28 protein-coding genes, 1 other RNA gene and 1 pseudogene are annotated in these 25,261 nt (G+C 63.9%); 20 read left to right on the top strand and 10 right to left on the bottom strand.

Translation table 11 applies throughout. The annotated features are described in order from the left end of the window. Window positions 1-5 precede the first annotated feature (5 nt). The 3 genes from ORS3428_RS01185 to ORS3428_RS01195 all read right to left on the bottom strand — a co-directional run bounded on the left by ORS3428_RS01185 (window position 6) and on the right by ORS3428_RS01195 (window position 1,546). Window positions 6-203 carry a DUF4169 family protein gene (locus ORS3428_RS01185; protein WP_071093966.1) on the bottom strand — a complete coding sequence of 66 codons (198 nt, stop codon included), beginning with the start codon at window positions 201-203 and terminating at the stop codon, window positions 6-8. 8 nt (window positions 204-211) lie between these two features. Then, complete coding sequence (locus tag ORS3428_RS01190) at window positions 212-745, bottom strand: SspB family protein (RefSeq protein WP_071093967.1); 534 nt, start codon at window positions 743-745, stop codon at window positions 212-214. Window positions 746-862: 117 nt separating this feature from the next. Next, window positions 863-1,546, bottom strand: coding sequence for a TetR/AcrR family transcriptional regulator (locus ORS3428_RS01195; protein ID WP_071093968.1), 684 nt, complete (start codon window positions 1,544-1,546; stop codon window positions 863-865). A gap of 207 nt (window positions 1,547-1,753) precedes the next feature. On the opposite strand from ORS3428_RS01195, the pseudogene ORS3428_RS01200 reads away from it, so the two are divergent. Beyond that, window positions 1,754-2,958, top strand: a pseudogene (locus tag ORS3428_RS01200) (multidrug effflux MFS transporter). A 43-nt stretch (window positions 2,959-3,001) separates the two neighbouring features. Here ORS3428_RS01200 and ORS3428_RS01205 read toward each other — a convergent pair. Beyond that, on the bottom strand, window positions 3,002-3,559 hold the full coding sequence (locus tag ORS3428_RS01205; protein ID WP_071093969.1) for an AAA family ATPase: 558 nt from the start codon (window positions 3,557-3,559) through the stop codon (window positions 3,002-3,004). 101 nt (window positions 3,560-3,660) lie between these two features. Further along, window positions 3,661-4,021, bottom strand: a transfer-messenger RNA (tmRNA) gene (gene ssrA, locus ORS3428_RS01210). A 167-nt stretch (window positions 4,022-4,188) separates the two neighbouring features. Here ssrA and ORS3428_RS01215 point away from each other — a divergent pair. From ORS3428_RS01215 to ORS3428_RS01240, 6 genes are all read left to right on the top strand, one after another. Further along, the gene (locus tag ORS3428_RS01215; RefSeq protein WP_071093970.1) at window positions 4,189-4,500 is read left to right on the top strand and encodes a DUF2853 family protein; all 312 of its coding nucleotides are present in this window, start codon (window positions 4,189-4,191) and stop codon (window positions 4,498-4,500) included. Between the two features lie 139 nt (window positions 4,501-4,639). Next, window positions 4,640-5,434, top strand: a complete 795-nt coding sequence (locus ORS3428_RS01220; protein WP_071093971.1) for a thymidylate synthase — start codon at window positions 4,640-4,642, stop codon at window positions 5,432-5,434. Window positions 5,435-5,738: 304 nt separating this feature from the next. Then, entirely contained in the window at window positions 5,739-6,533 is a 795-nt protein-coding gene (gene modA / locus ORS3428_RS01225) for a molybdate ABC transporter substrate-binding protein (RefSeq protein ID WP_071093972.1), read from the top strand. A gap of 19 nt (window positions 6,534-6,552) precedes the next feature. Then, window positions 6,553-7,257, top strand: a complete 705-nt coding sequence (modB, locus tag ORS3428_RS01230; RefSeq protein WP_071093973.1) for a molybdate ABC transporter permease subunit — start codon at window positions 6,553-6,555, stop codon at window positions 7,255-7,257. Beyond that, the gene (gene modC / locus ORS3428_RS01235; protein ID WP_071093974.1) at window positions 7,254-8,366 is read left to right on the top strand and encodes a molybdenum ABC transporter ATP-binding protein; all 1,113 of its coding nucleotides are present in this window, start codon (window positions 7,254-7,256) and stop codon (window positions 8,364-8,366) included. The genes modB and modC overlap by 4 nt, the downstream gene beginning before the upstream one ends. An 84-nt stretch (window positions 8,367-8,450) precedes the next feature. Next, a complete protein-coding gene (locus ORS3428_RS01240) occupies window positions 8,451-8,792 on the top strand; it encodes a winged helix-turn-helix domain-containing protein (RefSeq protein ID WP_071093975.1) in 342 nt (113 codons plus the stop codon). Window positions 8,793-8,868: 76 nt separating this feature from the next. On the opposite strand, the gene cobF is transcribed toward ORS3428_RS01240, so the two are convergent. Continuing rightward, window positions 8,869-9,633, bottom strand: coding sequence for a precorrin-6A synthase (deacetylating) (cobF, locus tag ORS3428_RS01245; protein WP_071093976.1), 765 nt, complete (start codon window positions 9,631-9,633; stop codon window positions 8,869-8,871). A gap of 252 nt (window positions 9,634-9,885) precedes the next feature. Between cobF and ORS3428_RS01250 the strand changes: the two genes are divergently transcribed. The 6 genes from ORS3428_RS01250 to ORS3428_RS01275 all read left to right on the top strand — a co-directional run bounded on the left by ORS3428_RS01250 (window position 9,886) and on the right by ORS3428_RS01275 (window position 15,485). Then, the gene (locus tag ORS3428_RS01250; protein ID WP_071093977.1) at window positions 9,886-10,899 is read left to right on the top strand and encodes a DUF4424 domain-containing protein; all 1,014 of its coding nucleotides are present in this window, start codon (window positions 9,886-9,888) and stop codon (window positions 10,897-10,899) included. Continuing rightward, window positions 10,899-11,417 (top strand): dihydrofolate reductase, encoded by a 519-nt coding sequence (locus ORS3428_RS01255; protein WP_071093978.1) that lies wholly within the window; start codon window positions 10,899-10,901, stop codon window positions 11,415-11,417. Before ORS3428_RS01250 ends, ORS3428_RS01255 begins: the two co-directional genes overlap by 1 nt. A gap of 141 nt (window positions 11,418-11,558) precedes the next feature. Further along, window positions 11,559-12,662 (top strand): FtsH protease activity modulator HflK, encoded by a 1,104-nt coding sequence (gene hflK, locus ORS3428_RS01260; RefSeq protein WP_071093979.1) that lies wholly within the window; start codon window positions 11,559-11,561, stop codon window positions 12,660-12,662. Next, window positions 12,662-13,633: a protease modulator HflC gene (gene hflC / locus ORS3428_RS01265; RefSeq protein WP_071093980.1), complete on the top strand. Its 972-nt coding sequence runs from the start codon at window positions 12,662-12,664 to the stop codon at window positions 13,631-13,633. Before hflK ends, hflC begins: the two co-directional genes overlap by 1 nt. A 6-nt stretch (window positions 13,634-13,639) precedes the next feature. Then, the gene (locus ORS3428_RS01270; RefSeq protein ID WP_071093981.1) at window positions 13,640-13,825 is read left to right on the top strand and encodes a DUF2065 domain-containing protein; all 186 of its coding nucleotides are present in this window, start codon (window positions 13,640-13,642) and stop codon (window positions 13,823-13,825) included. Between the two features lie 145 nt (window positions 13,826-13,970). Next, a complete protein-coding gene (locus tag ORS3428_RS01275) occupies window positions 13,971-15,485 on the top strand; it encodes a DegQ family serine endoprotease (RefSeq protein WP_071093982.1) in 1,515 nt (504 codons plus the stop codon). Between the two features lie 47 nt (window positions 15,486-15,532). On the opposite strand, the gene ORS3428_RS01280 is transcribed toward ORS3428_RS01275, so the two are convergent. After that, a complete protein-coding gene (locus ORS3428_RS01280) occupies window positions 15,533-16,105 on the bottom strand; it encodes a GNAT family N-acetyltransferase (protein ID WP_071093983.1) in 573 nt (190 codons plus the stop codon). Next, window positions 16,102-16,989, bottom strand: coding sequence for a phosphoserine phosphatase SerB (serB, locus tag ORS3428_RS01285; RefSeq protein ID WP_108722936.1), 888 nt, complete (start codon window positions 16,987-16,989; stop codon window positions 16,102-16,104). Before serB ends, ORS3428_RS01280 begins: the two co-directional genes overlap by 4 nt. Between serB and miaA the strand changes: the two genes are divergently transcribed. Together miaA and ORS3428_RS01295 are read left to right on the top strand one after the other, a co-directional pair. Beyond that, a complete protein-coding gene (gene miaA / locus ORS3428_RS01290; protein ID WP_071094052.1) occupies window positions 16,979-17,923 on the top strand; it encodes a tRNA (adenosine(37)-N6)-dimethylallyltransferase MiaA in 945 nt (314 codons plus the stop codon). The two genes, serB and miaA, sit on opposite strands and share 11 nt — an antisense overlap. Before the next feature lie 120 nt (window positions 17,924-18,043). Then, window positions 18,044-18,835: a GGDEF domain-containing protein gene (locus ORS3428_RS01295; RefSeq protein ID WP_071093984.1), complete on the top strand. Its 792-nt coding sequence runs from the start codon at window positions 18,044-18,046 to the stop codon at window positions 18,833-18,835. Between the two features lie 228 nt (window positions 18,836-19,063). On the opposite strand, the gene ORS3428_RS01300 is transcribed toward ORS3428_RS01295, so the two are convergent. Further along, entirely contained in the window at window positions 19,064-20,893 is a 1,830-nt protein-coding gene (locus tag ORS3428_RS01300; RefSeq protein WP_071093985.1) for an ATP-binding protein, read from the bottom strand. 154 nt (window positions 20,894-21,047) lie between these two features. Between ORS3428_RS01300 and ORS3428_RS01305 the strand changes: the two genes are divergently transcribed. The 3 genes from ORS3428_RS01305 to ORS3428_RS01315 are packed head-to-tail and all read left to right on the top strand — an operon-like array spanning window position 21,048 to window position 22,571. Beyond that, complete coding sequence (locus ORS3428_RS01305; protein ID WP_071093986.1) at window positions 21,048-21,614, top strand: XRE family transcriptional regulator; 567 nt, start codon at window positions 21,048-21,050, stop codon at window positions 21,612-21,614. 4 nt (window positions 21,615-21,618) lie between these two features. Next, on the top strand, window positions 21,619-21,927 hold the full coding sequence (locus ORS3428_RS01310) for a hypothetical protein (RefSeq protein WP_071093987.1): 309 nt from the start codon (window positions 21,619-21,621) through the stop codon (window positions 21,925-21,927). Between the two features lie 38 nt (window positions 21,928-21,965). Beyond that, on the top strand, window positions 21,966-22,571 hold the full coding sequence (locus ORS3428_RS01315; protein WP_083354956.1) for a GNAT family N-acetyltransferase: 606 nt from the start codon (window positions 21,966-21,968) through the stop codon (window positions 22,569-22,571). On the opposite strand, the gene ORS3428_RS01320 is transcribed toward ORS3428_RS01315, so the two are convergent. Then, the gene (locus ORS3428_RS01320) at window positions 22,497-23,381 is read right to left on the bottom strand and encodes a LysR family transcriptional regulator (RefSeq protein WP_071093988.1); all 885 of its coding nucleotides are present in this window, start codon (window positions 23,379-23,381) and stop codon (window positions 22,497-22,499) included. The two genes, ORS3428_RS01315 and ORS3428_RS01320, sit on opposite strands and share 75 nt — an antisense overlap. A 111-nt stretch (window positions 23,382-23,492) precedes the next feature. Here ORS3428_RS01320 and tmpA point away from each other — a divergent pair, with 111 nt between their 5' ends. Beyond that, on the top strand, window positions 23,493-24,644 hold the full coding sequence (gene tmpA, locus ORS3428_RS01325; RefSeq protein WP_071093989.1) for a 2-trimethylaminoethylphosphonate dioxygenase: 1,152 nt from the start codon (window positions 23,493-23,495) through the stop codon (window positions 24,642-24,644). Then, window positions 24,641-25,246 (top strand): (R)-1-hydroxy-2-trimethylaminoethylphosphonate oxygenase, encoded by a 606-nt coding sequence (gene tmpB, locus ORS3428_RS01330; protein ID WP_071093990.1) that lies wholly within the window; start codon window positions 24,641-24,643, stop codon window positions 25,244-25,246. The genes tmpA and tmpB overlap by 4 nt, the downstream gene beginning before the upstream one ends. Window positions 25,247-25,261: the final 15 nt, after the last annotated feature.

A 25,261-nucleotide genomic window follows, 5' to 3' on the forward strand; every position in this document is an offset into this window, starting at 1 on the left:
GATGCTCAGCGTTTGTTCGGATCGCCGGGCTTTTCGCGGCGATGGCCGTCCATGAATTTTTCCGCGCTGTCGGAATTCAGCCGATCACGCTCGCGCTGGGCCTTTGAGCGGCCGTGCAATGCCCGGTTCTCACCGGCCAGGCGCTCCTTCGCGATGCGCGCTTTCTGCTTGCGGGCCTGGCGGAGATTGACGACCTCGCCCATGTCCCGGTTCACTTCTTGCGGAAAGCGTCGAGCGAAACTACGTCGGCGCCCTTGYCGCCGGTGTCGGCGACGGACGGCTTCTTCTCGGCCTCGGCGGCCTTCTTCTTCGATTCCGGCTTCTTTTCGGCCACCGCCGCAACGGGTTCCGAGGCAGGAGCGGCGGCGTCGTCTTCCGCAGCGCCCTCGGCCTTGACGTCGAATTCGAGTTCGAAATTCACCGAAGGGTCGTAGAAGCCGCGCACGGCGGAGAAGGGGATTTCGAGCTTTTCAGGCACGTCCGAGAAGGACAGCCCCACCTCGAAGCCGGTATCGGTCACCTTCAGGTCCCAATACTGGAACTGGATGACGATGGTCATCTGCTCGGGGTAGCGTTCGCGCAGCCGCGAGGAAATGCGCACGCCGGGCGCGCCGGTCAGGAAGGTGATGAAAAAGTGGTGGTTGCCGGGAAGGCCAGTGCGCGCGACCTCGGCCAGAACCTTGCGCATGACGCCGCGCAATGCCTCCTGGGCGAGAATGTCGTAGCGGATGTGGTCGTCGGCCATGTGATGGTCGGTTTCCGTTGAATCGTCCGCATAGCTGTAATCAAGCTTGGGCGCGGCGTAAACCGCATATAGGCGCCGAACGCTAAGGCCAAGAGGACTGCCGGCGATTTGATCGGTTCAGACAGGGGCGAGGTCGGCCCGCTTGACGGTCGCTGTTTTGCGAGAGCCGAAAGCGCTGAGGAAGGTGCGCACGCCGTTGGTGGCGGAGCGCAGCACCTCCTCCTCGGTCGGCATGCCGCCGAGCATGAAGGTTACCTGCAGCTCGGCATTGACCAGGGCGAGGAACTGGCGCGCCGCCACGTCGGGATCGTCGATCGACAGGTGCCCCGCATAGGCAAGTCGCGCGAAGCGGGCGGCGAGTGCCGACCAGGTGCGGCCCGGTCCCTGCTCGCGCCATTCGGCAAAGAGCTCGGGATAGYGCTCGCCTTCGGCCTGGATCAGCTTGCGCAGGAACCTGCCTTCGCGGTTGCAGATGCAGTTGCGGTTCATGCGCACGGCAAATGCGATGAGATCGGCTTCGAGATCGGTCKGCTGGTCGGGGAAGGTGGCTATCGTGGCAAAGATGCCGGCATTGCAGCGCTCGGTCAGGTCGCGCACGACGGCCATGAAGAGCTTTTCCTTGTCGCCATGGTGGTTGTAGACGGTCTGGCGTGAAACACCGGCCTCTGCCGCGATCAGGTCGATATTGGCGCCGGCGTAGCCCTCCCGGCAGAAAACCGAAGCGGCAGCGTCGACCACTGATATGCGCTTGGCCTCATGGCTGCGTGGCGGGAAAGTGTCAGGAGAAACGCCGAGCTTCATAAAAAACTATATAGCGGTGATTGACGAATTGGACAAGGCTGTCTAAATTTCTGGACACAACAAAGGGAAGTTCGCGCCGCGGGAGACGATGAATTCGTTCTGAAGAGACGAATGAATTCGCTCTCGGATGTCGGATTTCCACGGGATGGAACGTCCTGGGGTAGACGCCCGACCACGGCGGCAACCAGATCCGAAAGAAGCCCTATCATGAGTCCCAAATTCCTCCGCGTCGCGGTCGTGCTCGGCTTGTTGTCCGCAATCGGCCCATTCGCCATCGATATGTATCTTCCCGCGCTGCCGTCGATCGGCGAGGATTTGAAGGCCGGAACCGCCGCCGTGCAGATGAGCCTGCTGATCTTCTTCCTGTCGATGGGCTTCGGCCAGATCGTCGTCGGACCGATCTCCGACATGGTCGGACGCAAGCTGCCGCTCTATGTCGGGCTCGCCTTGTTCATGGTCGGCGGCGTCGGCTCGGCGATGGCGCCAAACATCGAATGGCTGATCGCCTTCCGCTTCCTGCAGGGGCTCGGCGCCAGCGCCGGCATGGCGGTGCCGCGCGCAGTCGTGCGCGACCTGCACACCGGCAACGAGGCCGCCAAGCTGATGTCGCTCTTGATGCTGGTATTCTCAGTGTCGCCGATCCTGGCGCCGCTGACCGGCAGCCAGATCATCGAAAGCTTTGGCTGGCGCGCGGTGTTCTGGACCGTGACTGGCGCAGCGGCTTTAGCCACCATCCTGCTCGCCACTTCGCTGAAAGAGACGCGGTCGGTCGAGGAGCGCGCCAACTCGTCCTTCGGCACGGCGCTGGCCGGTTACCGGTACCTGATGGGTGACCGCAATTTCTCGGCCTGACGGCGATCGCGGGCTTCGGCATTGCGARCTTCTTCGTCTATCTGTCGAGTTCGTCCTTCATCCTGATCGGCCATTACGGCCTGTCGCCATCGGTCTACAGCGTGTTCTTCTCGATCAATGCGGTCGCCTTCATCGGCATGTCGCAGCTGACGGGAATGCTGGCGGATCGCTTCGGCTTGAAGCGCGTCGTCTGGGTGGCGGTGACCGGCTACGCCACGGTGATGGTGGCGCTGTTCGCGATCATGGCCTCGGGCGTCGATCGGCTCGACGTGATGGCGGCGCTGCTCTTTGTCGGCTACGGCTTCCTCGGCCTGGTCATCCCGACCACCTCGGTGCTGGCCATGGAAGAGCATGGCGAGATCGCCGGCACCGCCTCGGCGCTGATGGGCACGCTGCAYTTCGCCATCGGCGCGCTGGCGATGGGCGTTGCAGGCCTCTTCTTCGACGGCACGCCGCTGCCGATGGTCGCCGGTATCACGCTCTGCGCGGTCATCTCGTTCAGCCTGGCCAAGCTTACGCTCGGCCGCGCGCGGGAAGCAGTTGAAGCGCCGGCGGAGTGACAGCTCCCAAATACTGAGGAAGGCCGGGGCCGCCCGGCCTTTTTCATGTTCGTGGCAATCCGGCTGCATCGACCATGAAGCGCACGCGTTCCTCGACCGGCGCGAGCGGCAGAGGCACCAGTTCGTAGCCGAGCTCGGCATAGGCGCCGGCCACTGAGTGGTAGGTGCGCTCGGCTTCGTCGAGCGTCTGTTTCCTCTCCTCGTCCTGGGCAAAGACCTCTGGCCATGGCGGCGCGATGAAGACGCGGCGCGCATAGCGGAATGTCGACGCGGCACGCGTGAGGTGACTCGGCACCGGCAGGCCGCCGAGCCTGAGATAGCCGATCGTGTCCGGCACACCGCGATCGAAGAAGACCGGACCGGGCTCGCTCCTCGCGGCATGCCAGGAACGCAGCTCCCATGACAGCATCAGCTCGGCAAAGAGCGTCGGATCCTGCCAGGGAAGGGCAGGGCCGCCGATAGCCGTCTGGTCGCGGATGATGCCGCGTCCGGCCTCCGGCGCCGTCGAGAGACCGGCGGACTTCAGCGCCTCGATCAGCGTGGTCTTGCCGGAACCGGGACCGCCGGTCAGCACGAAGAATCGATCGGAATGGTTTTGCATGGCTTGTCCATGGAAGATGACCGACAGGCCGAACGACGCATGCGCGCCGGACGGGCCTTGGCCGTTCGGTGGAGCTGGGAAGGAAGCAAAGAGGGGAGAAAGGTGGAGGTTTCTGTTGCCAGGTACCTCCGAACCCCGCCTAGAAGTGCGAACCTCTAGGACTTGATTTGAAGCGTTCGCACCGCATTAAGCGGCGAGACGAGCTTCCGCATAGTTGTCGTTGGCAACTATAAGTTTAGCCCGATGACGGTGGTACAATGCCGGGCGAAAGTACGATCTTTACACCTTCGTCGATCCTATTTCGCCCCCAGCAAAAGCCGCTCCCTTTAGAAGAGCGGTTTTTGGTGGAGGCGCCGGGTACCGCCCCCGGGTCCGAACGGCTTATTTCATCGCCTGTTTATCGCCATAGTCGGTCAAGCCGACGAAGCGAATATAGGGAGCGATCATGGAAAATGAAAGGGCCAAACCGCCACTTGTCCCCCGCGCCAAACGGCCCAGCCGAGGGTTGACTTGCGCGCTTACTCAATCGAAGCTTCGCCGCGATGAGGAATCTCTGACCTAGCGCAAAAGTTGCGCTGCGCGCCACAAGCCTCATCGATCGGATCCGTGGCGCCGACGAGGGAAATTCGATGGCCGACTATCTTGCGGATGTGAAGAAATACGATGCCGGCGCCAGCGCCGACGAGGTCGAGAAGATCGTCAAGCATCTGGGCATCGCGCTCAGGAACCGCGATTCCTCGCTGGTTTCCTGCACGGACCCGAAGGAACTCGAGCGCGTCCGGGAAAACTGGGTCGGCAAGAAACTCGGCGTCGCCGACGCCACGAAGGCCGACGCCGCGATCGAGAAGGTCTGCAAGGCGATGGCCGCGGACAACACCAAGAGCCGCGTGACCTTCTACTATCTGGTCGCCAAGGATTTGGGCAAACTCGRCTCCCTCTGAAACCCAGCCCTCGGCTGCCGRCACGGACCGATCCGTGTCGGCGCCCTGGACTTCCTGGCGCGCGATCCACATCTGTGACGGTATTCGGGCGGCGGCCAGTCGGCTATGATCGCTTGTCATCCGAATCGAGGCGGAGCCAATGCGCCAATATCTCGACCTGCTGAAGCACGTGCTGGAGAACGGCGCCGATCGCGGCGACCGCACCGGCACCGGCACGCGGTCGGTGTTCGGTTACCAGATGCGCTTCGACCTTTCGCGCGGCTTTCCGGTCACCACCACCAAGAAGCTGCATCTGAAGTCGATCATCCACGAACTCCTTTGGTTCCTGGCCGGCGACACCAACATCAAATATCTCAACGACAACGGCGTCACGATCTGGGACGAATGGGCCGACGAGAACGGCGATCTCGGCCCCGTCTACGGCAAGCAGTGGCGCTCGTGGCCGGACGGGCATGGCGGCGAGATCGACCAGATCGCGGGACTTCTCAAGGAAATACGCAAGAATCCCAATTCGCGGCGGCTGATCGTATCGGCCTGGAACCCGGCCGAGGTTGAGGCCATGGCGCTGCCGCCGTGCCACTGCCTGTTCCAGTTCTATGTCTCGGAAGGCCGGCTCTCGTGCCAGCTCTACCAGCGCTCGGCCGACATCTTCCTCGGCGTGCCGTTCAACATCGCGTCCTATGCACTGCTGACCATGATGGTGGCGCAGGTGACGGGGCTGAAACCAGGCGACTTCATCCATACGCTCGGCGACGCGCATCTTTACTCGAATCATTTTGAGCAGGCGCGCGAGCAGATGCGGCGCACGCCGAAGCCGCTGCCGACGATGTGGATCAATCCGGAGGTGAAGGATCTCTTTGCCTTCCGCTTCGAGGATTTCCGCCTCGAGAACTATTTTGCAGACGCGAGCATCAAGGCGCCGATCGCGGTCTAAGGTCCGTTTCGGCCGCCGCTAGTGTCCGCCAGTCGATGGCTTGCTTGCTCTTTTCGAGCTGCAGGTGAGCAACAGCCTCATTGGTGATTGAAGCGGTGACGCTAACGCCGGCGCCGGTGTCGATGCTGACATCCCCTTGACGGTCTCGGTGACCTCTCCTCAGCCATCGCTGTATCGTGCGGACTTTATCGCAAGCTGGGACGAGCCTGTCGTTCGGTGGTAAAATCGCTTCCCTTGTTATGTTCATCTGGATATATCGATCAAGGGCTCGGAACCGCGCGGATTTCGAACAGGGAGAGGATTCATGACGGGCAGAGGCTTTGGYTGGAAGGCGATCGCCATCGGCGGTTTGACAGCGGCGCTGATGGCCGCTGTGCCGGCGGCTCATGCCGACGACAAGGTTGTCGTGTTCGCAGCGRCAAGCCTCAAGGAGGCGCTCGATGCTGTGAACAAGGCTTGCGAGCCGGAGGTCGGCGAGGCCGCCACCATTTCCTATGCCGCAAGCTCGGCGCTGGCCAAGCAGATCGAAGGCGGCGCGCCGGCCGATGTCTTCGTCTCAGCCGATCTGGACTGGATGAAGTACCTTTCCGACAGGAAGCTGATCAGGCCCGACACCGAGGTGAAGCTGCTCGGCAACCRGATCGTGCTGGTGGCGCCGAAGGATTCCAAGGTCGAGGCGAAGGTCGAAAAGGGTTTCGATCTCGCCAGGCTGATCGGCGACAGCAGGCTCGCCATGGGCGATGTCAAGGCCGTGCCGGCCGGCAAATACGGCAAGGCGGCGCTGGAATCGCTGGGGATATGGTCCTCGGTCGAGGGCAAGGTCGCGCAGGCCGAGAACGTTCGCGCGGCGCTGAAGCTGGTGTCGACGGGCGAGGCCGCGCTCGGCATCGTCTACGCCACCGACGCGCATGCCGATAAGGGCGTCAAGGTCGTCGGAACCTTCCCCGAGGATTCGCACCCGCCGATCATCTACCCGATTGCCCAGACGGCGGATTCGAAGGACAAGGATACGGCTGCCTTCCTGAAATGCGTCGAGTCGGCCAAGGCCGCCGCCCTCTTCAAGCAACAGGGTTTTACGGTGCTCGCGCCGAGCAACTGAGAAAGACCTGACACCGCCCATGAATTGGTTTCTGGACCTCACTCCCGACGAATGGAATGCGGTCCGGCTGTCCATCAAGGTGGCGACGGTGGCGATGATCGCCAGCCTGCCGCCGGGCATCCTGATTGCGCTGTTGCTGGCCCGGGGGCGCTTCTGGGGCAAGACGCTGCTCAACGGGCTGGTGCACTTGCCGCTGATCCTGCCGCCGGTGGTGACCGGCTATCTGCTCTTGCTCACCTTCGGCCGGCGCGGACCGGCCGGCGCCTTCCTGGCCGAGCATATCGGCATCGTCTTTTCCTTTCGCTGGACGGGTGCCGCGCTTGCCTGCGGGGWGATGGGTTTCCCGCTTATGGTGCGGGCGATCCGGCTGTCGATCGAGGCGGTCGACCGCAAGATGGAGGCGGCGGCCGGCACGCTCGGCGCAAATCCGCTCTGGGTGTTCGCCACCATCACGCTGCCGCTGACCCTGCCCGGGCTGATCGCCGGCGCGATCTTGTCCTTCGCCAAGGCGATGGGTGAGTTCGGCGCCACGATCACCTTCGTCTCCAACATCCCCAACGAGACGCAGACGCTGCCCTCGGCGATCTACACCTTCACGCAGGTGCCGGGCGGCGATCCCGGGGCGCTCAGGCTGACGCTGATCTCGATCGTCGTCTCGATGGCGGCGCTGGTTGCCTCCGAGGTCCTTGCGCGGCGGGTCGGCCGGCAGATGGACATAGAATGACGCTCGCGGTCGACATCAGTCATCGCCTCGGCGGTTTCGCGATCGAGGCGGATTTCGAGAGCGCCGGGCGGCTGACGGCGCTGTTCGGGCCGTCGGGCTCCGGCAAGTCGACGCTGATCAACCTGATCGCAGGGCTGATCCGGCCGAAGAAGGGGCGCATCGCGGTCGACGGGCGGGTGCTGGTCGATACCGCCGCCGGCATCTTCGTGCCGATGCACAAGCGGCGGATCGGCATGGTGTTCCAGGATGCGCGGCTCTTCCCGCATATGAGCGTCGCGGGCAATCTGCGCTACGGACGCTGGTTCACGCCGCGTTCCGAGCGCTACGCCAACATCGACGCGGTGGTCGATCTCCTCGGCATCGGCCATCTGCTCGACCGGCGACCGGCGAAACTGTCCGGGGGCGAAAAGCAGCGCGTGGCGATCGGTCGTGCCCTGCTTGCCAGCCCGAAGCTGCTTTTGATGGACGAGCCGCTCGCTTCGCTCGACGAGGCGCGCAAGGCCGAGATTCTGCCTTATATCGAGCGGCTGCGCGACGAGACGAAGATCCCGATCGTCTATGTCAGCCATTCCATCGCCGAAGTGGCGCGCCTGGCAAGCGAAGTGGTGGTGCTTTCGCAAGGCAAGGTGGCGGCCTCCGGCCCGACCGAGGCGATCATGCAGCGGCTCGACCTCCTGCCGGCGGAGGAGCGAGGCGAGGGCGGCGCGGTGCTCGACACAAGGGTGCTGCGCCACGACGAGGCCTTCGGCATGACCGTGCTCGCCTCGCCGGCCGGCGAGATCCGCGTGCAGCGTCTCGCGCTGCCGGCCGGAGCTCTGGTGCGGCTCCGCATCCGAGCCCGCGACGTCATGATCGCGACCGAGCAGCCGGCGGGCCTCAGCGCGCTCAACATTTTGGCGGGAACGATCGCGGCAGTCAGGCCGGGCGTCGGGCCCACGGTGGAAATCGCCATTGATTGCAATGGCGCAACCGTGCTGGCCCGCATCACCGAACAGTCGAAACAAACCTTGCGCCTTGCGCTCGGCCGCAAGGTCTTCGCGGTGATCAAGACGGTGAGCTTCGACAGTGCGACGACCGGGCCCGGGCTGCCGGCGGAAGCCGATGGTTGACGAAAGAGCATACCGCTATGTTGCAATGGAATAGCGATTTGGCCGTAAAGGGGGTACTTTCGGCGTGACCGCGGAGGACAAGGGATGCCGTCGCTGAGCTTGCGCATAAATCTCGATCCCGATGGGCGCATCGGCCCGGGCAAGATCGAGCTTTTGGAGCAGATCGCCGCTTTCGGCTCGATCTCAGCCGCGGCGCGCGGCATGGAGATGTCCTACAAGCACGCCTGGGATCTTGTCGAGGACATGAACCGCGTGTTCGGCAAGCCRCTGGTCGCGGCGCAGACCGGCGGCAGGAAGGGCGGCGGCGCGCAGTTGACGGCGGTGGGCCTTGCCGTTGTCAGCCGCTTCAGGGCCATCGAGCGCGCGGCCGCCTCGGCGGCGGCCGTGCACATGCAGGCGTTGYAGGCGGAGATAGATGCGGAGTAGGGAATAGGCAGTAAGCAGTCCCAATGGCATCGGCGACTCTCGATCGCCCTACTGCCCAATCCCTACTGCCTACTGCCTATGCTCCAGGCTTCCTCAGCATATAAGTATCCATGATCCAGCCCTTTCTGCGCCGGGCTTCCTCACGGACCTTCTCGATCTCGGCGCCGACATCGCCGAGCCGGCCGGAAACAACGATTTCGTCCGGCGTGCCGAGATAGGCGCCCCATTGGATGAAGACATCCTTGTCGGCCAGCGTGTTGAAGGCGCATTTGCCGTCGAGCATCACCACAGTTGAGCCGGCATTCGCGGGCAGCCCTTCCTCGGTGAGGCGGCGGCCGGTGGTGACCAGGATCGAATCGCCAATGCGGTTGAGGGCGGTCGCGTGGGCGGCGGCCAGCGCCTGGATCGCGGTGATGCCCGGGATAACTTCCAGCTCGAAACCGACATTGCCTCTCAGGCGCACGCGCTCGAGAATGCGCAGCGCGCTGTCGTAAAGCGAGGGATCGCCCCAGATCAGGAAGGCGCCGCARCCGTCTTCGGCAAGCTCGTCACGGATCAGCCGCTCATAGATCTCGGCAATCGCCTCGTGCCAATCGTCGACGATCTCGCGATAAGACGATGTCGGCTCGGCCCGAACCGGGACATCGAACTCGACCCGGCGCGATTTCGGGTTGCTGACGAAGCGGTCGCAGATCTGCCGGCGCAGTTCTGCAAGGTCGTTCTTCTTGGCACCCTTATCGGGAATGAACAGCACATCGGCGCAGTTCAGGCCGTTGATGGCCTGGACGGTCATGTGGTCGGGATTGCCGGCGCCGATGCCGATGACGAGAAGCTTGCGCATGAAGCGATCTCCTGCCCGATCGGGCGGCCGGTGTCCAGACCGGCGTCGACAAACGCGGGCCAGGCGCAAAGCCTTTGCAACACCGCATCGAAACGGCTGGAGCAGTCCGTCGTTTGGTCAAGACGCTGACCTGCTCTAGCTATTTGCCTTGCGCAATTCCAGACGGAAAACCGTTACACATTTTTCCTGGAATTGCTCTAGATGGAATCGCGCATCCGGATCATTCCGGTGCGGCCATCGAGAGGGGGATCCATGTTTCGCACCATCCTGACCGCAGCGCTGGCACTTTTGGCTGCGCCGGCCTTCGCCAACGATTCGGTCGCCGAGCTTGGCACCGGGGGGCTGATCCTGTCGCGCAGCGATGCGGTCGCCATGGAAAGCGAGGATCTCTTCATCTYGCCGGAAAAGGTGACCGTCGACTACGTCTTCCGCAACAACACCGACAAGGACGTCAGCGCCATCGTCGCGTTCCCGATGCCGGACATCGAGGGCGATCCGAACGAAATGCCGGCAATCCCCGAAGCCCAGAGCGACAATTTCCTAGGCTTCGAGGTGACAATCGACGGCGTCGATGCGAAACCGCAGCTGGAGCAAAGGGCATTCGCGCTGGGCATCGACATCTCCGCCGACCTCAAGGCCCAGAATGTGCCGCTTTATCCCTTCGGCGATGCGGCCAAGGCGGCGCTGGCGAAGCTGCCGAAGGCCGTCGCAGAGGATTGGGAGAACCGCGGCATCGTCATCGAGGATACCGCCGACAACGGCTCGGGCATGCAAACCGTCTACGCGCCGTTCTGGCAATTGCGCTCGACCTATTGGTGGCGCTCGACCTTCCCGGCGAACAAGGAAGTCCATGTTTCGCACCGCTACAAGCCGAGCGTCGGCGGCACGTCCTCCGTCAGCTTCTATTATGACGGCAAGTTCCAGGGCCAGTACGACACCTACAAGACCCGCTATTGCATGGACGGTGGGTTCGAGAACGCGGTGCGCAAGGCGGCGAAGGAAAATGCCGACAGCTATCCGAAGTATTTCGAAAGCCGCATCGCCTATATTCTGACCACCGGGGGCAACTGGGCGTCCGGCAATATCGGCAATTTCAAGCTGACCATCGACAAGGGCAACCCCAAGACCCTGGTTTCGTTCTGTGGGAGCAATGTGCGCAAGGTGGGTCCGACCACGTTCGAAATGGCGGCCAAGGATTTCTATCCCGAGCACGACATCGACGTCCTGCTGCTCGTGCCCTCGGACAATAGCGGGAACGGTGGCTGATGGATATCGCGATCTATGTCGCCATTRCCGAGAACGGCGTGATCGGGCGCGAAGGCGGGCTGCCCTGGCGGCTTTCCAGCGATCTCAAGCGCTTCAAGGCCGACACGATGGGCAAGCCGATCATCATGGGCCGCAAGACTTATGAAGGCATCGGCCGGCCGCTGCCCGGCAGGGTCAACATCGTGGTGACGCGGGACAAGGGCTGGCGTGCCGAGGGCATCGAAGTCGCGCATTCGCTCGACGAGGCGATTGCGCTCGCTAAAGTCCGCGGCCGCTGCATGGCCGGTGCCGAGGAGATCTGCGTGGTCGGCGGCGGCCAGATCTATGCCCAGGCCCTGCCGCTCGCCGACCGTCTGCACGTCACGCATGTGCTGGCCGAGGTCGATGGCGATGCGCATTTCCCGCCGATCGACCCGGCCGCCTGGCGGATCGTCCGTTCCGAGGATTTTCCGGCAGGCGAAAAGGATAGCCACGCAACGCGTTACACGGTCTACGAGCGCCGCTGCGACGGTCGGTGACGACGACAAAGGGTCGCTGCCCGCCCAAATCGCACAGCGCGGGTGGCAGATCGCGTTGAAAGCGCCTCACAGCGTCCCTATAGAAGAACGACATCAAGATTGCGCCGCAAGGCCCGAGGGAACCGAACCGAAAGGACATTCATGCCCTGGAACGACAAGAGCGGTGGCGGYGGCCCTTGGGGCGGCGGCGGCAATCAGGGACCCTGGGGGCAGGGGCCGAGAGGGCCGAGCGGACCGCAGGGTTCGCCACCCGACCTCGAAGACATCATCCGCCGCGGCCAGGACAGGCTGCGGCGTGCTCTTCCGGGAGGCGGCGGCGCCAGCCCGGCCGTCCTCGGGCTGATTGCGCTCGCGCTTGTCGTGCTTTGGGCCTTCAAGGCAATCTACACTGTGCAGCCCGACGAGGTCGCCGTCGAATTGCGCTTCGGCAAGCCGAAAGAAGAGCTTTCGCAGCCCGGCCTGCATTTCCACTGGTGGCCGATCGAAACGGTCGAGACGGCCAAGATCTCCGAACAACTGGTCAGCATCGGCGGCGGCGGGTCAAGCAGCAACAGCGCCGGGCTGATGCTCTCCGGCGACCAGAACATCGTCAACGTGCAGTTTTCGGTCGCCTACCAGGTTTCCGACCCCAGGTCCTATCTGTTCGACGTCTCCGATCCGGACGGCATGCTGGCGCAGGTGGCCGAAAGCGCGATGCGTGAAGTGGTCGGCCGGCGCCCGGCGCAGGACATCTTCCGCGACGACCGCCAGGGTATCGCGGCATCCGTGCGCGAGATCATCCAGACGACGCTCGACGGTTACAAGACTGGCTTGCAAGTCAAYGCGATCTCGATCGAGGACGCGGCACCGCCGCGCGAGGTGGCCGATGCCTTCGACGAGGTGCAGCGCGCCGAGCAGGACGAGGACAAGTTCGTCGAGCAGGCCAACCAGTATTCCAACCAGAAGCTCGGCCAGGCGCGCGGCGAGGCGGCGCAGATCCGCGAGGACGCTGCCGCCTACAAGAACCGCGTCGTGCAGGAGGCGGAAGGTGAGGCGCAGCGCTTCATCTCCGTCTACAACGAATACGCCAAGGCGCCCGACGTGACGCGCAAGCGGCTTTACCTGGAAACGATGGAGAGGATCCTGAAAGACTCGAACAAGGTCGTCGTCGAGCAGGGCAGCGGACAGGGCGTACTTCCCTATCTACCGTTGCCGGCACTGCAGCCGAAGGCGCCGCCGGCGCCGGCGTTCGGAGGTAAGCAGTGATGGCCAACCGTCTTCCCATCGTTGCCGTCATCGCGGCCGTCCTTCTGTTCCTCCTCTATTCGTCGGTCTTCGTGGTCAATGCTGGCCAACAGGCGATCGTGCTGAGATTCGGCGAGATCATCGATGTCAAGAGCGAGCCCGGCATCTACTTCAAGGCGCCTTTCGCCTTCTTCGACGCCGACAGCGTCCAGATGATCGAGAAGAAGGTGATGCGCTTCGACCTCGACAACATCCGCGTCCAGGTCTCCGGCGGCAAGTTCTACGAGGTTGACGCCTTCATCGCCTATCGCATCTCGGATCCGCGCACCTTCCGCGCGGCGGTCTCCGGGCAGGTGGAATTGGCCGAAGCCCGGCTGAGAACGCGCCTCGATGCGGCGCTACGCCGTGTCTACGGCCTGCGCGACTTCGAGGCGGCGCTCTCCGAGGAACGCGCCGTCATGATGCGCGAGGTGCGCGACCAGCTGCGCCCTGACGCAACGTCGCTCGGTCTCGACATCGAGGATGTGCGCATCCGCCGGACGGATCTGACGGCGGAAGTCTCGCAGCAGACCTACGACCGCATGAAGGCCGAACGTCTGGCRGAAGCCGAGCGGTTGAGGGCGCGCGGCAACGAGGCGGCACAGCGTATCAAGGCGCGGGCCGACYGCGAGGTCGTCGAGATCATCGCCGAGGCGCAGAAGGAATCGGAAATCCTGCGCGGCGAGGGCGAGGCGCAGCGCAGCGCGACCTTTGCGGAAGCCTACAAGCGCGACCCGGCCTTCTTCGATTTCTACCGCTCGATGAACGCCTATGGCACGGCGCTGGACAACACCGGCACGACCATGGTGCTGTCGCCCAGTTCGGAATTCTTCCGCTTCTTCCGTGATCCGGACAGCAAGCCTGCCTCCGGACCGGCAACGGGACCTCAACCGGGTGCAGCGCAGCCGGGGCCGGCCGCGCCGGCGGCGGCGCAGCCCAGCAGCACCCAGTAGCGGGCGGTGCAGGACCTTCTCGCGGCAATCGGTCTGGTCCTCGTCATCGAGGGCCTGGTCTATGGCGGGTTTCCGGCCCTGGCCCGGAAACTCGCGGCGGAGGTGCAGTCGATGCCGGAGAGTACGTTGCGGCTCGGTGGGCTGGCGGCCATCGCCATCGGCGTCGGGATCGTCTGGCTGGTCCGCGGCTGATGAAATTCCTTGGTGCCGCAGCGATTGACGATTAATCTTGCGCCGATAGCTATAGCCGCAAACGTGCCTTAATTCTTGCCAACATGAATCGGACCGGCGCCTTTGCGGAAGCGCTTTTCCCTTTCTGAAACACCGGGAGGCTACGATGATATCCGACACCCTGTTGCGCGCGGCGCGGCGCACGCTTTTCGCCGGCGCCACCGCGTTCGCCGTCGGCATCCTTGCCGTCCCGTCTTTCGTGACACCCACGGTCGCCTCCGACGGTCCACCTTCCGTCGCCGATCTCGCCGAGCGCCTGCTTGGCGCGGTGGTCAACATCTCGACCTCGCAGACGGTGAAAGGCACGGAAGGCCCGGGCGCGGTGCCGATGCCGCAACTCCCCGAAGGCTCGCCCTTCCAGGATTTCTTCGACGACTTCTTCAAGAACCGCAACGGCGACAAGGGCGGCGCCGGGCAGAAGGTGCAGTCGCTGGGCTCCGGTTTCGTCGTCGACGCCGAGCAAGGTATCGTGGTGACCAACAACCATGTCATCGCCGATGCGGACGATATCGAAGTGAATTTCTCGGACGGCGCGACGCTGAAGGCGACGCTTGTCGGTACCGACACCAAGACCGACGTCGCGGTGCTGAAGGTCGATCCCAAGGGCCACAAACTGACGGCCGTGAAGTTCGGCGATTCCACCAAGATGCGCGTCGGCGACTGGGTGATGGCGATCGGCAACCCGTTCGGCCTCGGCGGCACRGTCACGGTCGGCATCGTCTCGGCGCGCAACCGCGACATCAATTCCGGTCCCTATGACGACTTCATCCAGACCGACGCCGCCATCAACCGCGGCAATTCCGGCGGCCCGCTGTTCAACGCCGCCGGGGAGGTTATCGGCATCAATACCGCGATCATCTCGCCTTCGGGCGGCTCGATCGGCATCGGCTTCTCCATTCCCTCGCAGCTTGCCGCGGGCGTGGTCGACCAGCTTCGCCAATTCGGCGAGACGCGGCGCGGCTGGCTCGGCGTGCGCATCCAGCCGGTGACGGACGACATCGCCGAAAGCCTCGGCATGGCTACTGCCAAGGGCGCGCTGGTGGCCGGCGTCATCAAGGGCGGACCGGTCGACAATGGTTCGGTGCAGGCCGGCGACGTCATCATCAAATTCGACGGCAAGGACATCCACGAAATGCGCGACCTGCCGCGCGTCGTCGCCGAAAGCCCGGTCGGCAAGGCGGTCGACGTCGTGATCGTACGCAAGGGCGTCGAACAGACGGTGAAAGTGACGCTCGGCCGGCTCGAGGACGGCGAAAAGCTGGCCAAGGGTGAAAACGGCACTACCGATCAGGGCAATGGCGACAAGGCGCCGCCAGTATCGACGGCTTCGGTCCTCGGCATGACGGTCGGCGAGCTCAATGACCAGACGCGGCAGAAGTTCGGCATCGCGGCCGATGTATCGGGCGTGGTCATTACCGATGTCGCCAAGGATTCGGCCGCCGCCGAGCGCGGCGTCCAGCCCGGCGAGGTGATCACCGAGATCGCGCAGGAATCGGTCGGCACGCCAAAGGAGGTCATGGACCGGATCGGCGCGCTGAAGCAGCAGGGGCGCAAGAATGCGCTGCTGATGCTGGCGTCAAAGACCGGCGAGCTGCGGTTCGTGACGATCCGGATGGACTGAGTCCGGAAATTCGCCGAACCATTTGAGTTTGAATTGAAAAAGGGCGGCTAATCTGCCGCCCTTTTTCGCCCCTGCCAGTCCTCGCGCGACAGCCTGTAAAGGACATGCCGTTTCAGATGGGCATGGCTGTCCGGAACGGCGGGATGATCGAATTCGGCGTCTGGATCGGCCCGCATGCCTAGCCGCTTCATGACGGCGATGGAGCGATGGTTTTCAGCGACGGCAAAGGAGACGATTTCGTCCAGCCCAAGCGTTTCGAAACCGTAGGCGAGCCAGGCTTCGGCCGCCTCGGTGACATAGCCCTCGCCCCAGAATTCGGGCGCCAGCCGCCAGCCGATCTCGATTACGCCGGCCGGCAGCACGTCGATATCCTCTGTGCCGCTCAAGCCGACAAAGCCGATGCATTCGCCCGTGGCGGCAATCTCGGCTGCGGCGAAGCCGTAGCCGTCTTCGTCGATCYAGGCGCGGACCTCGTCCATCTTGGCGTCAGCCGCTGCGCGGTCTCGACGGAACGGAAAGAACTCCATCACGCGCTCGTCGGAGTTGATGCGATGGAAGAGTTCACGGTCGCGATCTTCCCAGTTGCGCAGGATGAGGCGCTCGGTGCGGATCGGCGTCATTGCACGAACTCCTCGCTGCGGTAGCCCTGGAGATAGAGCAGCGCGGTCAGATCGCCGTGATCGATGCGGATCCGTGCCTGCTCCGCCACGACCGGCTTGGCGTGTAGCGCGACGCCTGTGCCGGCAAGGCGGATCATGTCGAGATCGTTGGCGCCGTCGCCGACGGCAACCGCGTCCGCGGTCGTCAGACCAAGCCTCGCCGCGATATCGAGCAGCGCTTCGGCCTTGGCGGCACGACCGAGGATCGGTTCGGCGACCGTGCCGGTGAATTTGCCGCCTTCCTCGATCAGCCGGTTGGCGCGGTTTTCCTGGAAGCCCAGCATTGCGGCGATGCGACTTGTGAAGACGTCGAAGCCGCCGGAGACCAGCGCCGTCCAGGCGCCGTTGGCGCGCATGGTCTGCACCAGCGCGCGGCCGCCCGCTGCCAACGTCAGCCGGTCGGCGATGACGCGGTCGACCACTGCCGTATCGAGGCCCTTCAGCAAGGCGACGCGCTCGCGCAAGGCCGGCTCGAATGCGATCTCGCCATTCATCGACCGTGCCGTGATCGCGGCGACGTGTTCCTTGACGCCGATCTCGTCGGCAAGCTCGTCGATGCATTCCTGGTCGATCATCGTCGAATCCATATCGGCAAGGAGGATCTTCTTCCTTCTGCCTGCAGCCGGCTGGACGATGACGTCGACCGGCTCGCGCGCCACCGCGGCGCGAAGATTGGCCGTCAATTCGCCGACGTCGGCCGCCTCAGGCAAAACCAGGTCGCAGGCGACACCTTCAGCCAGCCAATGGACGGCGCTTGCGCCAGCCGCGTGCGAGGTCATATTCGCAAGCGAGGCCGACACTGCGCGGTCTTTTGGATGGGATATGAGCGTGGCGATCAGCGGCATCGAAAATTCCGGCAGGCAGGCGGGCGCAGGCCGCGTGAAGAACGCGATCCTGATAGCGGGGCCGACCGCCAGCGGCAAGTCGGCGCTGGCGCTCGATATCGCCGAGCGCCATGGCGGCGTCATCGTCAACACCGATTCCATGCAGGGCTATTCGGTGCTCGACGTGCTGACGGCGCGCCCAAGCGCCGCCGAAATGGCGCGGGTGCAGCATTTCCTCTATGGCCATGTGCATCCTTCGACAGCCTACTCCACCGGCGCCTGGCTGCGCGACGTCACCGGGCTGATCACCGAAGGTGTCTTGTCCGGGCGCCCGGCCGTCTTCGTCGGCGGCACAGGGCTCTATTTCCGCGCGCTTGCCGAAGGCATCTCGGACATGCCAGACATCCCGCCATCGGTGCGTGAGCGCTGGCGCTACGAACTCAAGGAACAGGGTGCCGAGCGGCTGCACCGCCTTCTGATGCGCGAGGATTCGGCTGCCGCCATGCAGCTCAGGCCGACCGACGGCCAGCGCATCGTGCGAGCGCTCGAGGTGCTCGACGCGTCGGGACGATCGATCCTTGAATGGCAGGCTGCGCGCGGCCAACCGCTTATCGATCGCGACAGCGCGCGCTTCCTGGTGATCGAGCCGGATCGCGGTGAGCTGGTTGCGCGCATCGAGGCTCGGTTCGACCAGATGCTCGACAAGGGGGCACTCGACGAGGTCAGGCGATTGATGGCGCTTGACCTCGATCCRGACCTGCCGGCGATGAAGGCGATAGGGGTTCGTGAACTGCAGGCGGCACTGGCCGGCCAGATGGGCTTTCCCGAAGCGATCGCGCGCGCCAAGACCGCGACGCGCCAGTATGCCAAGCGTCAGACAACCTGGTTCAGGCATCAACTGGGGGCCGATTGGCAGAGGCTCCGCCCAGGCGACGGATCGGCAGCCCCAGACTGAGGCGCGACAATCAGGGGTTTAAATCTTCAACCGCGATGCTCTTTCAAGGTTGCATGGATTAACCGTCCGTAAGGCGGTGCATGCCATAACAACGGGGGGTTTTGGTCCCGCGGGGAGTTGATGCGTTTTCACAAGGCGGAATCCGCTTTCTTCGTATTTATTTTCGTGATCCTGGCTGCCGGCCTGGTGACCTTCCACGCCTATGGCCAATTGCAGGATATTGCGAGCGACCTCGACACCACGTCGCGCCTCCAAAGAATCATCTACCTCAACAAATTGCTGTTCGTGACCGGCGCGCTGCTGGCCGCCGCATTGTTTTTCGGAACCTTCTTTATCTACCCGCTGATCCGAAGCCAGGTGAGAGAAGAGGGCAAACTGCGCGCCATGACGGTTTCGCTCAGCGCCCGTTCGCAGACGCTTGAGCAGGCGGCTCTCACCGACGGCCTGACGGGCATGCAGAACCGCCGCTATTTCGACGATGYGCTGCGGGAATATCTCGAAGAGTTCGGCCGCATCAACAAGCCGGTGGGGCTGATGATCCTCGATCTCGATCATTTCAAGCAGGTCAACGACACGCATGGCCACGATGTCGGCGACGAAGTGCTGAGGGCGGTCGCACAATGCGTGCGGGGCATGACGCRCTATCACGACGTCGTGGCGCGGCTGGGCGGCGAGGAGTTTGCCGTAGTCACGCCCAACATGGACGCTGAACTGCTCGCCCGATTCGCCGAGCRCATCCGCAAGGCGATCGCCAACCTGTCGATCATGTCGGKCAATGTGCGGCTCAAAGTCACCACGAGCGTCGGGCTCGCCGTCTGGGATCGCAGGGAGAGTGCGGAGGATTTCTATCGCCGCGCGGACCGCCAGCTCTATGAGGCAAAGAAGCAAGGCCGCAACCGCGTCTGCGCCTAAAATTCCGAAGAAGGATCACGAGGCCGGCCCTATGCTGGCGTTTTCTGCGCTTCCGGCCTTCGCCGGCCGAAGCACTCATGGTGGTCGTGGCAGTTAAGGCTACGGCCGGCGTAGGCCGGTGCTCACGGACTCCATGTCCGCTCCGCTCCGGTTCTCGCAAACGGCACCATCCGGCTCAGCCGGATGCATTCCCTGTCGGAATTTGGCAGTCCCTCAGCCGTTAAACGATTAGTCGTTCTGCTGGCGCATGCCGAAGGTCGAGGGCTTCAGGCCGTAACGCGTGTCGAAATCGTCGTCCGGCTGTATGCGCGGGGGCGCTGGCTTGCGGTAATCGGGATCACCGGCCTGGCGGCCGGTGTCGACCGCCTCGGCGAAGGCTATCGACTGTTGCGGTTTCGGCACGTTGCGCAGCCGCTCGACAATTCCCGCGAGGTCCACGTCGTCGCCCGATTCCGCGGGCAGGGTCTGTTCACTCTTCGCCGTTCCGGGTATGAATTGCGGGGACATTTTCTCGAATTTGAGCCGCATGGTCGTCGCCACGCCTTCACCGAAGGCGATGGCCTCGCGTTGGCCCATGGAAGACAGGAAGGCCAGCGTCGAAGCCGAGGAATCGGCGATCGCCGAGCGGATGATCGCCTGGTCCTGCTCGTTGGCCAGCCGCATGGCGAAGAAGGTCGAGCATTGCGACAGGATGGTCGGGTCGAGTTCGCCCGGGCGCTGAGTGACGACGCCGAGATAGCAGCCATATTTGCGGCCTTCCTTGGCGATGCGCGACAGGGCATGCCTGGTCGGCGCGAAGCCGAGGCGCGGATCGGYGGGCATGTAGCGGTGTGCCTCCTCGCAGAGCAGGAGCAGCCGCAGCCGGCCTTCGCTCCAAAGCGCAAGGTCGAAGGCAAGGCGCGCAAGCACCGAGCAGACGGAGTTGACAACCTCGGAGGGCATGCCCGCCATCTCGAAGCAGGTCACCGGACGCCCATGGTTCGGCACGCGGAAGATGTTGCCGATCGTCTCGTGAATGGTGTCCTCGATCAGGCGGGAATTGAACATGAAGCGATAGCGCGGGTCGGCTGCCGCCGATTCGATGCGCGTCTTCAGCGACTTCAGGATCGGGCGGTCATTCTTGCTTTCAAGCAAGCCCATGCGCTCGTCGATCTGCTTGATGAGGTCGGCGATGCGGTAAGGCACCGGTGTGTCCGCCGTCAGCGCATCGCTGCCGCGCCTGAGATAGGTGCYGGAATGCGGATTGCGGTAGAGGTTCTTGGCGGCCGGGATGAGGTCGCGCAGGACGTCGACTTCCTCCGGCACGGTCTCGCGCCCGCGAAACAGGACCTCGGCGAATTCTTCYAGCCTGAACATCCAGAACGGCAGGTCGAGCGTCTTGGAATCGACCTTCACGCAGTATTCGGGAAGCGAGGCGGCAAATTCGTTGTGCGGATCGAGGATGAGCACGCGCAAGTCTGGCCGCGCCTCGATCGACTTGCGCAAAAGCAAGGAGACGGCCGTGGATTTGCCGACGCCGGTCGTGCCGACAATCGCGAAATGGCGCGCCAGCGTGTCGTCGATGGSGATGTTGGCGGAGATCGCCTCGTCCTGGGACAGCGTTCCGATCGTGATCGAATGGCGACCGGCCAGATCGTAAACGGCCTGCAGGTCACGGCTGCGGATACGGTGGGCAACGGCGCCGATATGCGGATAGGTGGTGATGCCACGGTCGAAGACCGGCTTGGCGCCGGGCTCGGCACCGTCGCGCACCTCGCCGATCAGTTCGATGCTGACCTCGATCGGGTTCTGGCCTTCGTTGCTCCAGGCGCGGTCCGACTTGCCGATCGCATAGACAAGGCCGACGGTGCGCGTCGAGCCAAGGTTGATGGAAATCATCTTGCCGACCGTCCACAGGCCGGTGACCGTRCCGTCGGCATCCTCGGCGTAGGCGCTGATGGTGGCGCGTGCCCCGTCGCATTGCACGACATTGCCAAGGACGCGTTTGTCGCTCTGTTGGGCGTCGCGGCGCTCCTGCGAGATCATTTCCCCAACGGAGGCTTCACGTTCAACAAACATAGGTGCTTCCGGTCCCATTCCCCTGGAGTCTCGAACCTATTCAGTCGGGGTTAAAGCCGGGTGAGGTCGGATGGTGTAGGGCCTGTTAAGGCAGTCGCGAAAATTCGACCGAACAGCCTCTTTCGCTGTGCTGCGATTTCGATATATTGGACGCATGGCTGATATATCGAACGACATTACGTCTACCATAGGCAGGCGGATACGCTCCGAGCGGGATTTGCGGGGATGGTCGCTGGCCGAACTGGCCGAGCGCTCCGATGTCTCCAAGGCGATGCTGAGCGCTATGGAGCGCGGCATGACGAGCCCGACCGCGGCGCTTCTGGTGCGCATTGCTTCCGCTTTCGGTATGACGCTCTCGACTCTGATTGCCCGCGCCGAGATGCAGGGCGGCGGCGTGTCCCGCAAGGATGAGCAGCCGGTCTGGCAGGATCCGGCGACCGGCTATGTCAGGCGGCATCTGTCGCCGCCCTCGCAGATGCCGCTCGAACTGATCCGGGTCAGTCTGCCGGCGGGCGCCAGCGTCAGCTTTCCGGCGGCCTCCTATGCCTTCATCAAGCAGCAGATCTGGCTGATCGGCGGCCGCCTCGACTTCACCGAAGGCGATGTCATGCACAGGCTCGAACCCGGCGATTGCCTGGCGCTCGGCGCCCCGTCGGATTGCACGYTCCATGCTCCCGGACCGCAAGCCGCCGATTATCTGGTGGCTTTGGTCAGAGGTTGAACGCATGGCGCGCCGGCCGAAGCGCTCGCATAATGGCGGRCCGCCTCTCGACGACTACGAAGGACCGCCCTGGGGCAAGGGTGATGCCTACATCTTCCTCGCCTGGCGCGCCGCCCACGACAAGGCCTGGAAGGCACCGAGCCACGGCGTCATGCTGATGCGACTGGAAAGGGCCGAGCGGCTTGGCCTGACTTACGAGGAATACACGCTCGAGATCCTGGAGCTGGGGCGCCATCTCGTCGAAGACGACGCCGAGCGCATTGCGGAAATCCGCCGGGCGCGGAGGCTGAGGCGAAGAGGTCATTTCGAATGAGCGCGGCACGACAGCCCAATTGCATGGAGACCACCGACATGGACTCGATCGAGATCAGAGCGTTGAGCGATGACGCGAAAACCAGCGGGATGCTGGCCGAGCTGCTGATCGAGACGGTAGCCGCCGGCGGCTCGGTGAGCTTCATGCACCCRTTGTCGCCCGATGCCGCGCAGGAGTTCTGGCGCAAATCGCTCGCCGCCGCGGCGCGYGGAGAAAGGGCGGTGCTCGGCGCATGGGATGGCGAGACGCTTGTTGGCACCGTCACGCTGCTTCTCGACTGCCCGCCCAACCAGCCGCACCGTGGCGAGATCGCCAAACTGATGACCCGTCCCGACCATCGCGGCAAAGGCATCGCGACCCGCCTGATGCGGGCCGCGGAGGAACTGGCCGTCACGAAAGGACGCACGCTGCTCGTGCTCGACACGGCCAGCGAGGAGGGGGCTTCCGGTCTCTACGAGAAACTCGGCTTCACGCTGACCGGCGAGATCCCGGACTATGCGCTGAAGCCTTATGGCGGGCTCACCGGCACGCTCATCTACTGGAAGCGGATCGGTGTAGCCGTTCGAGCGTCATCCCGAGAACCTGGCGATGCGCGACAGGAACCAGCGACGAAACTCCTGCTCGGCGCCGGTGAGCCGCGATGACGACGGCCATGTCAGGAAATGACCCGATGGGCTCGAAAGCTCGAAGTCCGAAAGCCTGACAAGGACATTGTCCTTGAGCGCGGTGTCGATGAGCGGCCGCGATCCAAGCAGCGCTCCGGCGCCCGCCCTTGCTGCTTCCATCGCGGCGACGAAGCTGTCGAATCGATGCGAGCGCCGGGAGTGCCCGGCAAGGCCGGAGGCCGCGAACCATTCCGCCCACATCTCACGCGCGCCGGCCACCAGCAGTAGCGGCAACGATGTCCAATCATCGTTGCCTGCAAGCAGCGGAGCCGCGACGGGGACAAGCCGCTCGGCAGTCAGCCGGTCGGCGTCGCGTCCGGGAAAGGATCCGTTGCCGAAGCGTATGTCGAGCGCCGAGCCCGGCTGGTCGTAATCCGTCGGCCGATGGATTGTGATCAGATCGAGCCGGATCTGCGGCAACGCCTTTGCCAGATCGGGAAGAGCCGGGACCAGCACGAGAAGGGCGAAGGAGATCGGAACACGGATGCTGACGGTTTGCACCGCGCGCCGCYCGAACAGCTCATTCGTGCTGTTGCCGATGGTTGCGAATGCCGACTGGATGTGGGGCAGGTAGGCGGCGCCCTCGGGCGACAGAGCCACGCCGCGCGGCAGGCGCGCGAACAGCCGCGTCTTGAGCCGCTCTTCCAGAAAGCGGATGTGCTGGCTGACGGCGGCTTGGGTAAGGCCGAGTTCGGCGGCCGCAGCGGTAAAGTTCGACAGGCGCGCGGCGGCCTCGAAGCTGCGCAGCCAGTCGAGCGGAGGCATCGCACTGAAAGCTTTTCCAGCCATTACGATTTCGGAGTCATTGGCTAAAAAACGATAACTTGAGTTATGCCTGCAGCGAGGTCAGCATGCAACCCGTACCGCACTGGCGGGGTGGAGGACGGGAGCTTCTAGGACATGCTGACGAAAGCAAAGGCAAGCGGCGATGGACGAACGATCGAGCTTGGCTGGAAGGACGGAACAGTTAGCCGCTTCCACGCCATCTGGCTGCGCGACAATGCGCTCGACGACAAGACGCGCAGCGCCGGCAACGGTCAGCGGCTGATCACCATTCTCGACATTCCGTCCGAGACGCGGATCGGCGCAGCGTCGATCAAGGGTGAGACGCTCGAGTTGACCTTCGTTCCCGAGGGCAAGACCGTCGGCTTTTCCGCGAGCTGGCTTCGCGCTCATGCTTACGATCGCCAGGAGCATCGCCAGTCCGGCTGGACGGGAAGCGGAATACAACGCTGGACGAAGGCGACGATGCAGAGTTCGGTGCCGCGTGCTTCTTATGACGAGGCCAGCCGCGACAGCAATGTGCTGCGTCAATGGTTGGCGGCGGTGCGGAGCTACGGCTTTGCCGTGATGGACGGCCTGCYGGCCGAGTCCGGCGCGCTATGCAAGGTGGCCGATCTCTTCGGCTACATCAGGGAGACCAATTACGGGCGCTGGTTCGAGGTGCGTGCCGAGGTCAACCCGAACAATCTCGCCTATACCAATCTCGGTCTGCAGGCGCATACCGACAATCCCTACCGCGATCCGGTGCCGACGCTGCAGATCCTGGCCTGCATCGAGAACACGGTCGAAGGCGGCGAATCCAGCGTCGTCGACGGGTTCGCGGTGGCGGCTGCGCTGCAGGCCGAAAGCCCCGACGGCTTCCGGCTGTTGAGTTCCTATCCGGCGCGCTTCGAATATGCCGGCTCGTCGGGCGTGCGGCTTCAGTCCAAGCGGCCGATGATCGAGCTCGGACCGGATGGCGAGTTGATCTGCATCCGCTTCAACAACCGTTCGCTGGCGCCGACCGTCGATGTGCCTTTCGCCGACATGGACAAATACTACGCCGCCCACCGCCGGTTCGCCGAGCTGATCGAGGATCCTGCCTTCGAGGTGACCTTCAAGCTCGAGGCCGGGCAGTCGTTCATCGTCGACAACACGCGCGTCATGCATGCGCGCAAGGCGTTTTCGGGCAGCGGAAAACGCTGGCTGCAGGGCTGCTACGCGGACAAGGACGGCCTGCTCTCGACGCTGGCGGCGGTCGAGCACGATTTCAGGGAGGCGGCCGAATGAATCCGAACGAGCTGAACGCCGGCAATATCGTCGAGTTCATCGCCGATATCTTCGAGCGTCGGGGCGCGGAGTCTTATCTCGGCGAGCCCGTCACCATGTCCGAGCATATGCTGCAGGGCGCGTGGCTTGCCGAACAGGACGGCGCGCCCGAGGAACTGGTGGCGGCGGCGCTGCTGCACGACATCGGCCACTACACCAGCGAGTTCGGCACCTACTCGCCCGACGACGTCGAGGACAAGCACCATGACGAGGCAGGCGGCGAGGTGCTGGCGCCGTTCTTCCCGYCGGTGATCGTCGAGTGCGTCAGGCTGCACGTTGCGGCCAAGCGCTATCTCTGCGCCACCGATCCGACCTATTTCAGCAGGCTTTCGCCGGCTTCGGTGCATACGCTGTCGCTGCAGGGCGGGCCGATGAGCGCCGGGGAAGTGGCGGAGTTCCGCAGCAATCCATTCCATAAGGAAGCGGTGCGCGTGCGCATCTGGGATGAAGGCGGTAAGGTCGCCAACATGAAGACGCGCGCCTTTCGTGACTATGTGCCCTTGCTGGAGCGCGTCGTGCGCAACTTCACCGCGGAAAAGGCGGCGGTGGAAGCTCGGCGATAACCCAGCTTCCACCGC

The sequence above is a fragment of the Mesorhizobium sp. ORS 3428 genome (assembly GCF_001854785.1).
Classification (GTDB): Bacteria; Pseudomonadota; Alphaproteobacteria; order Rhizobiales; family Rhizobiaceae; genus Mesorhizobium.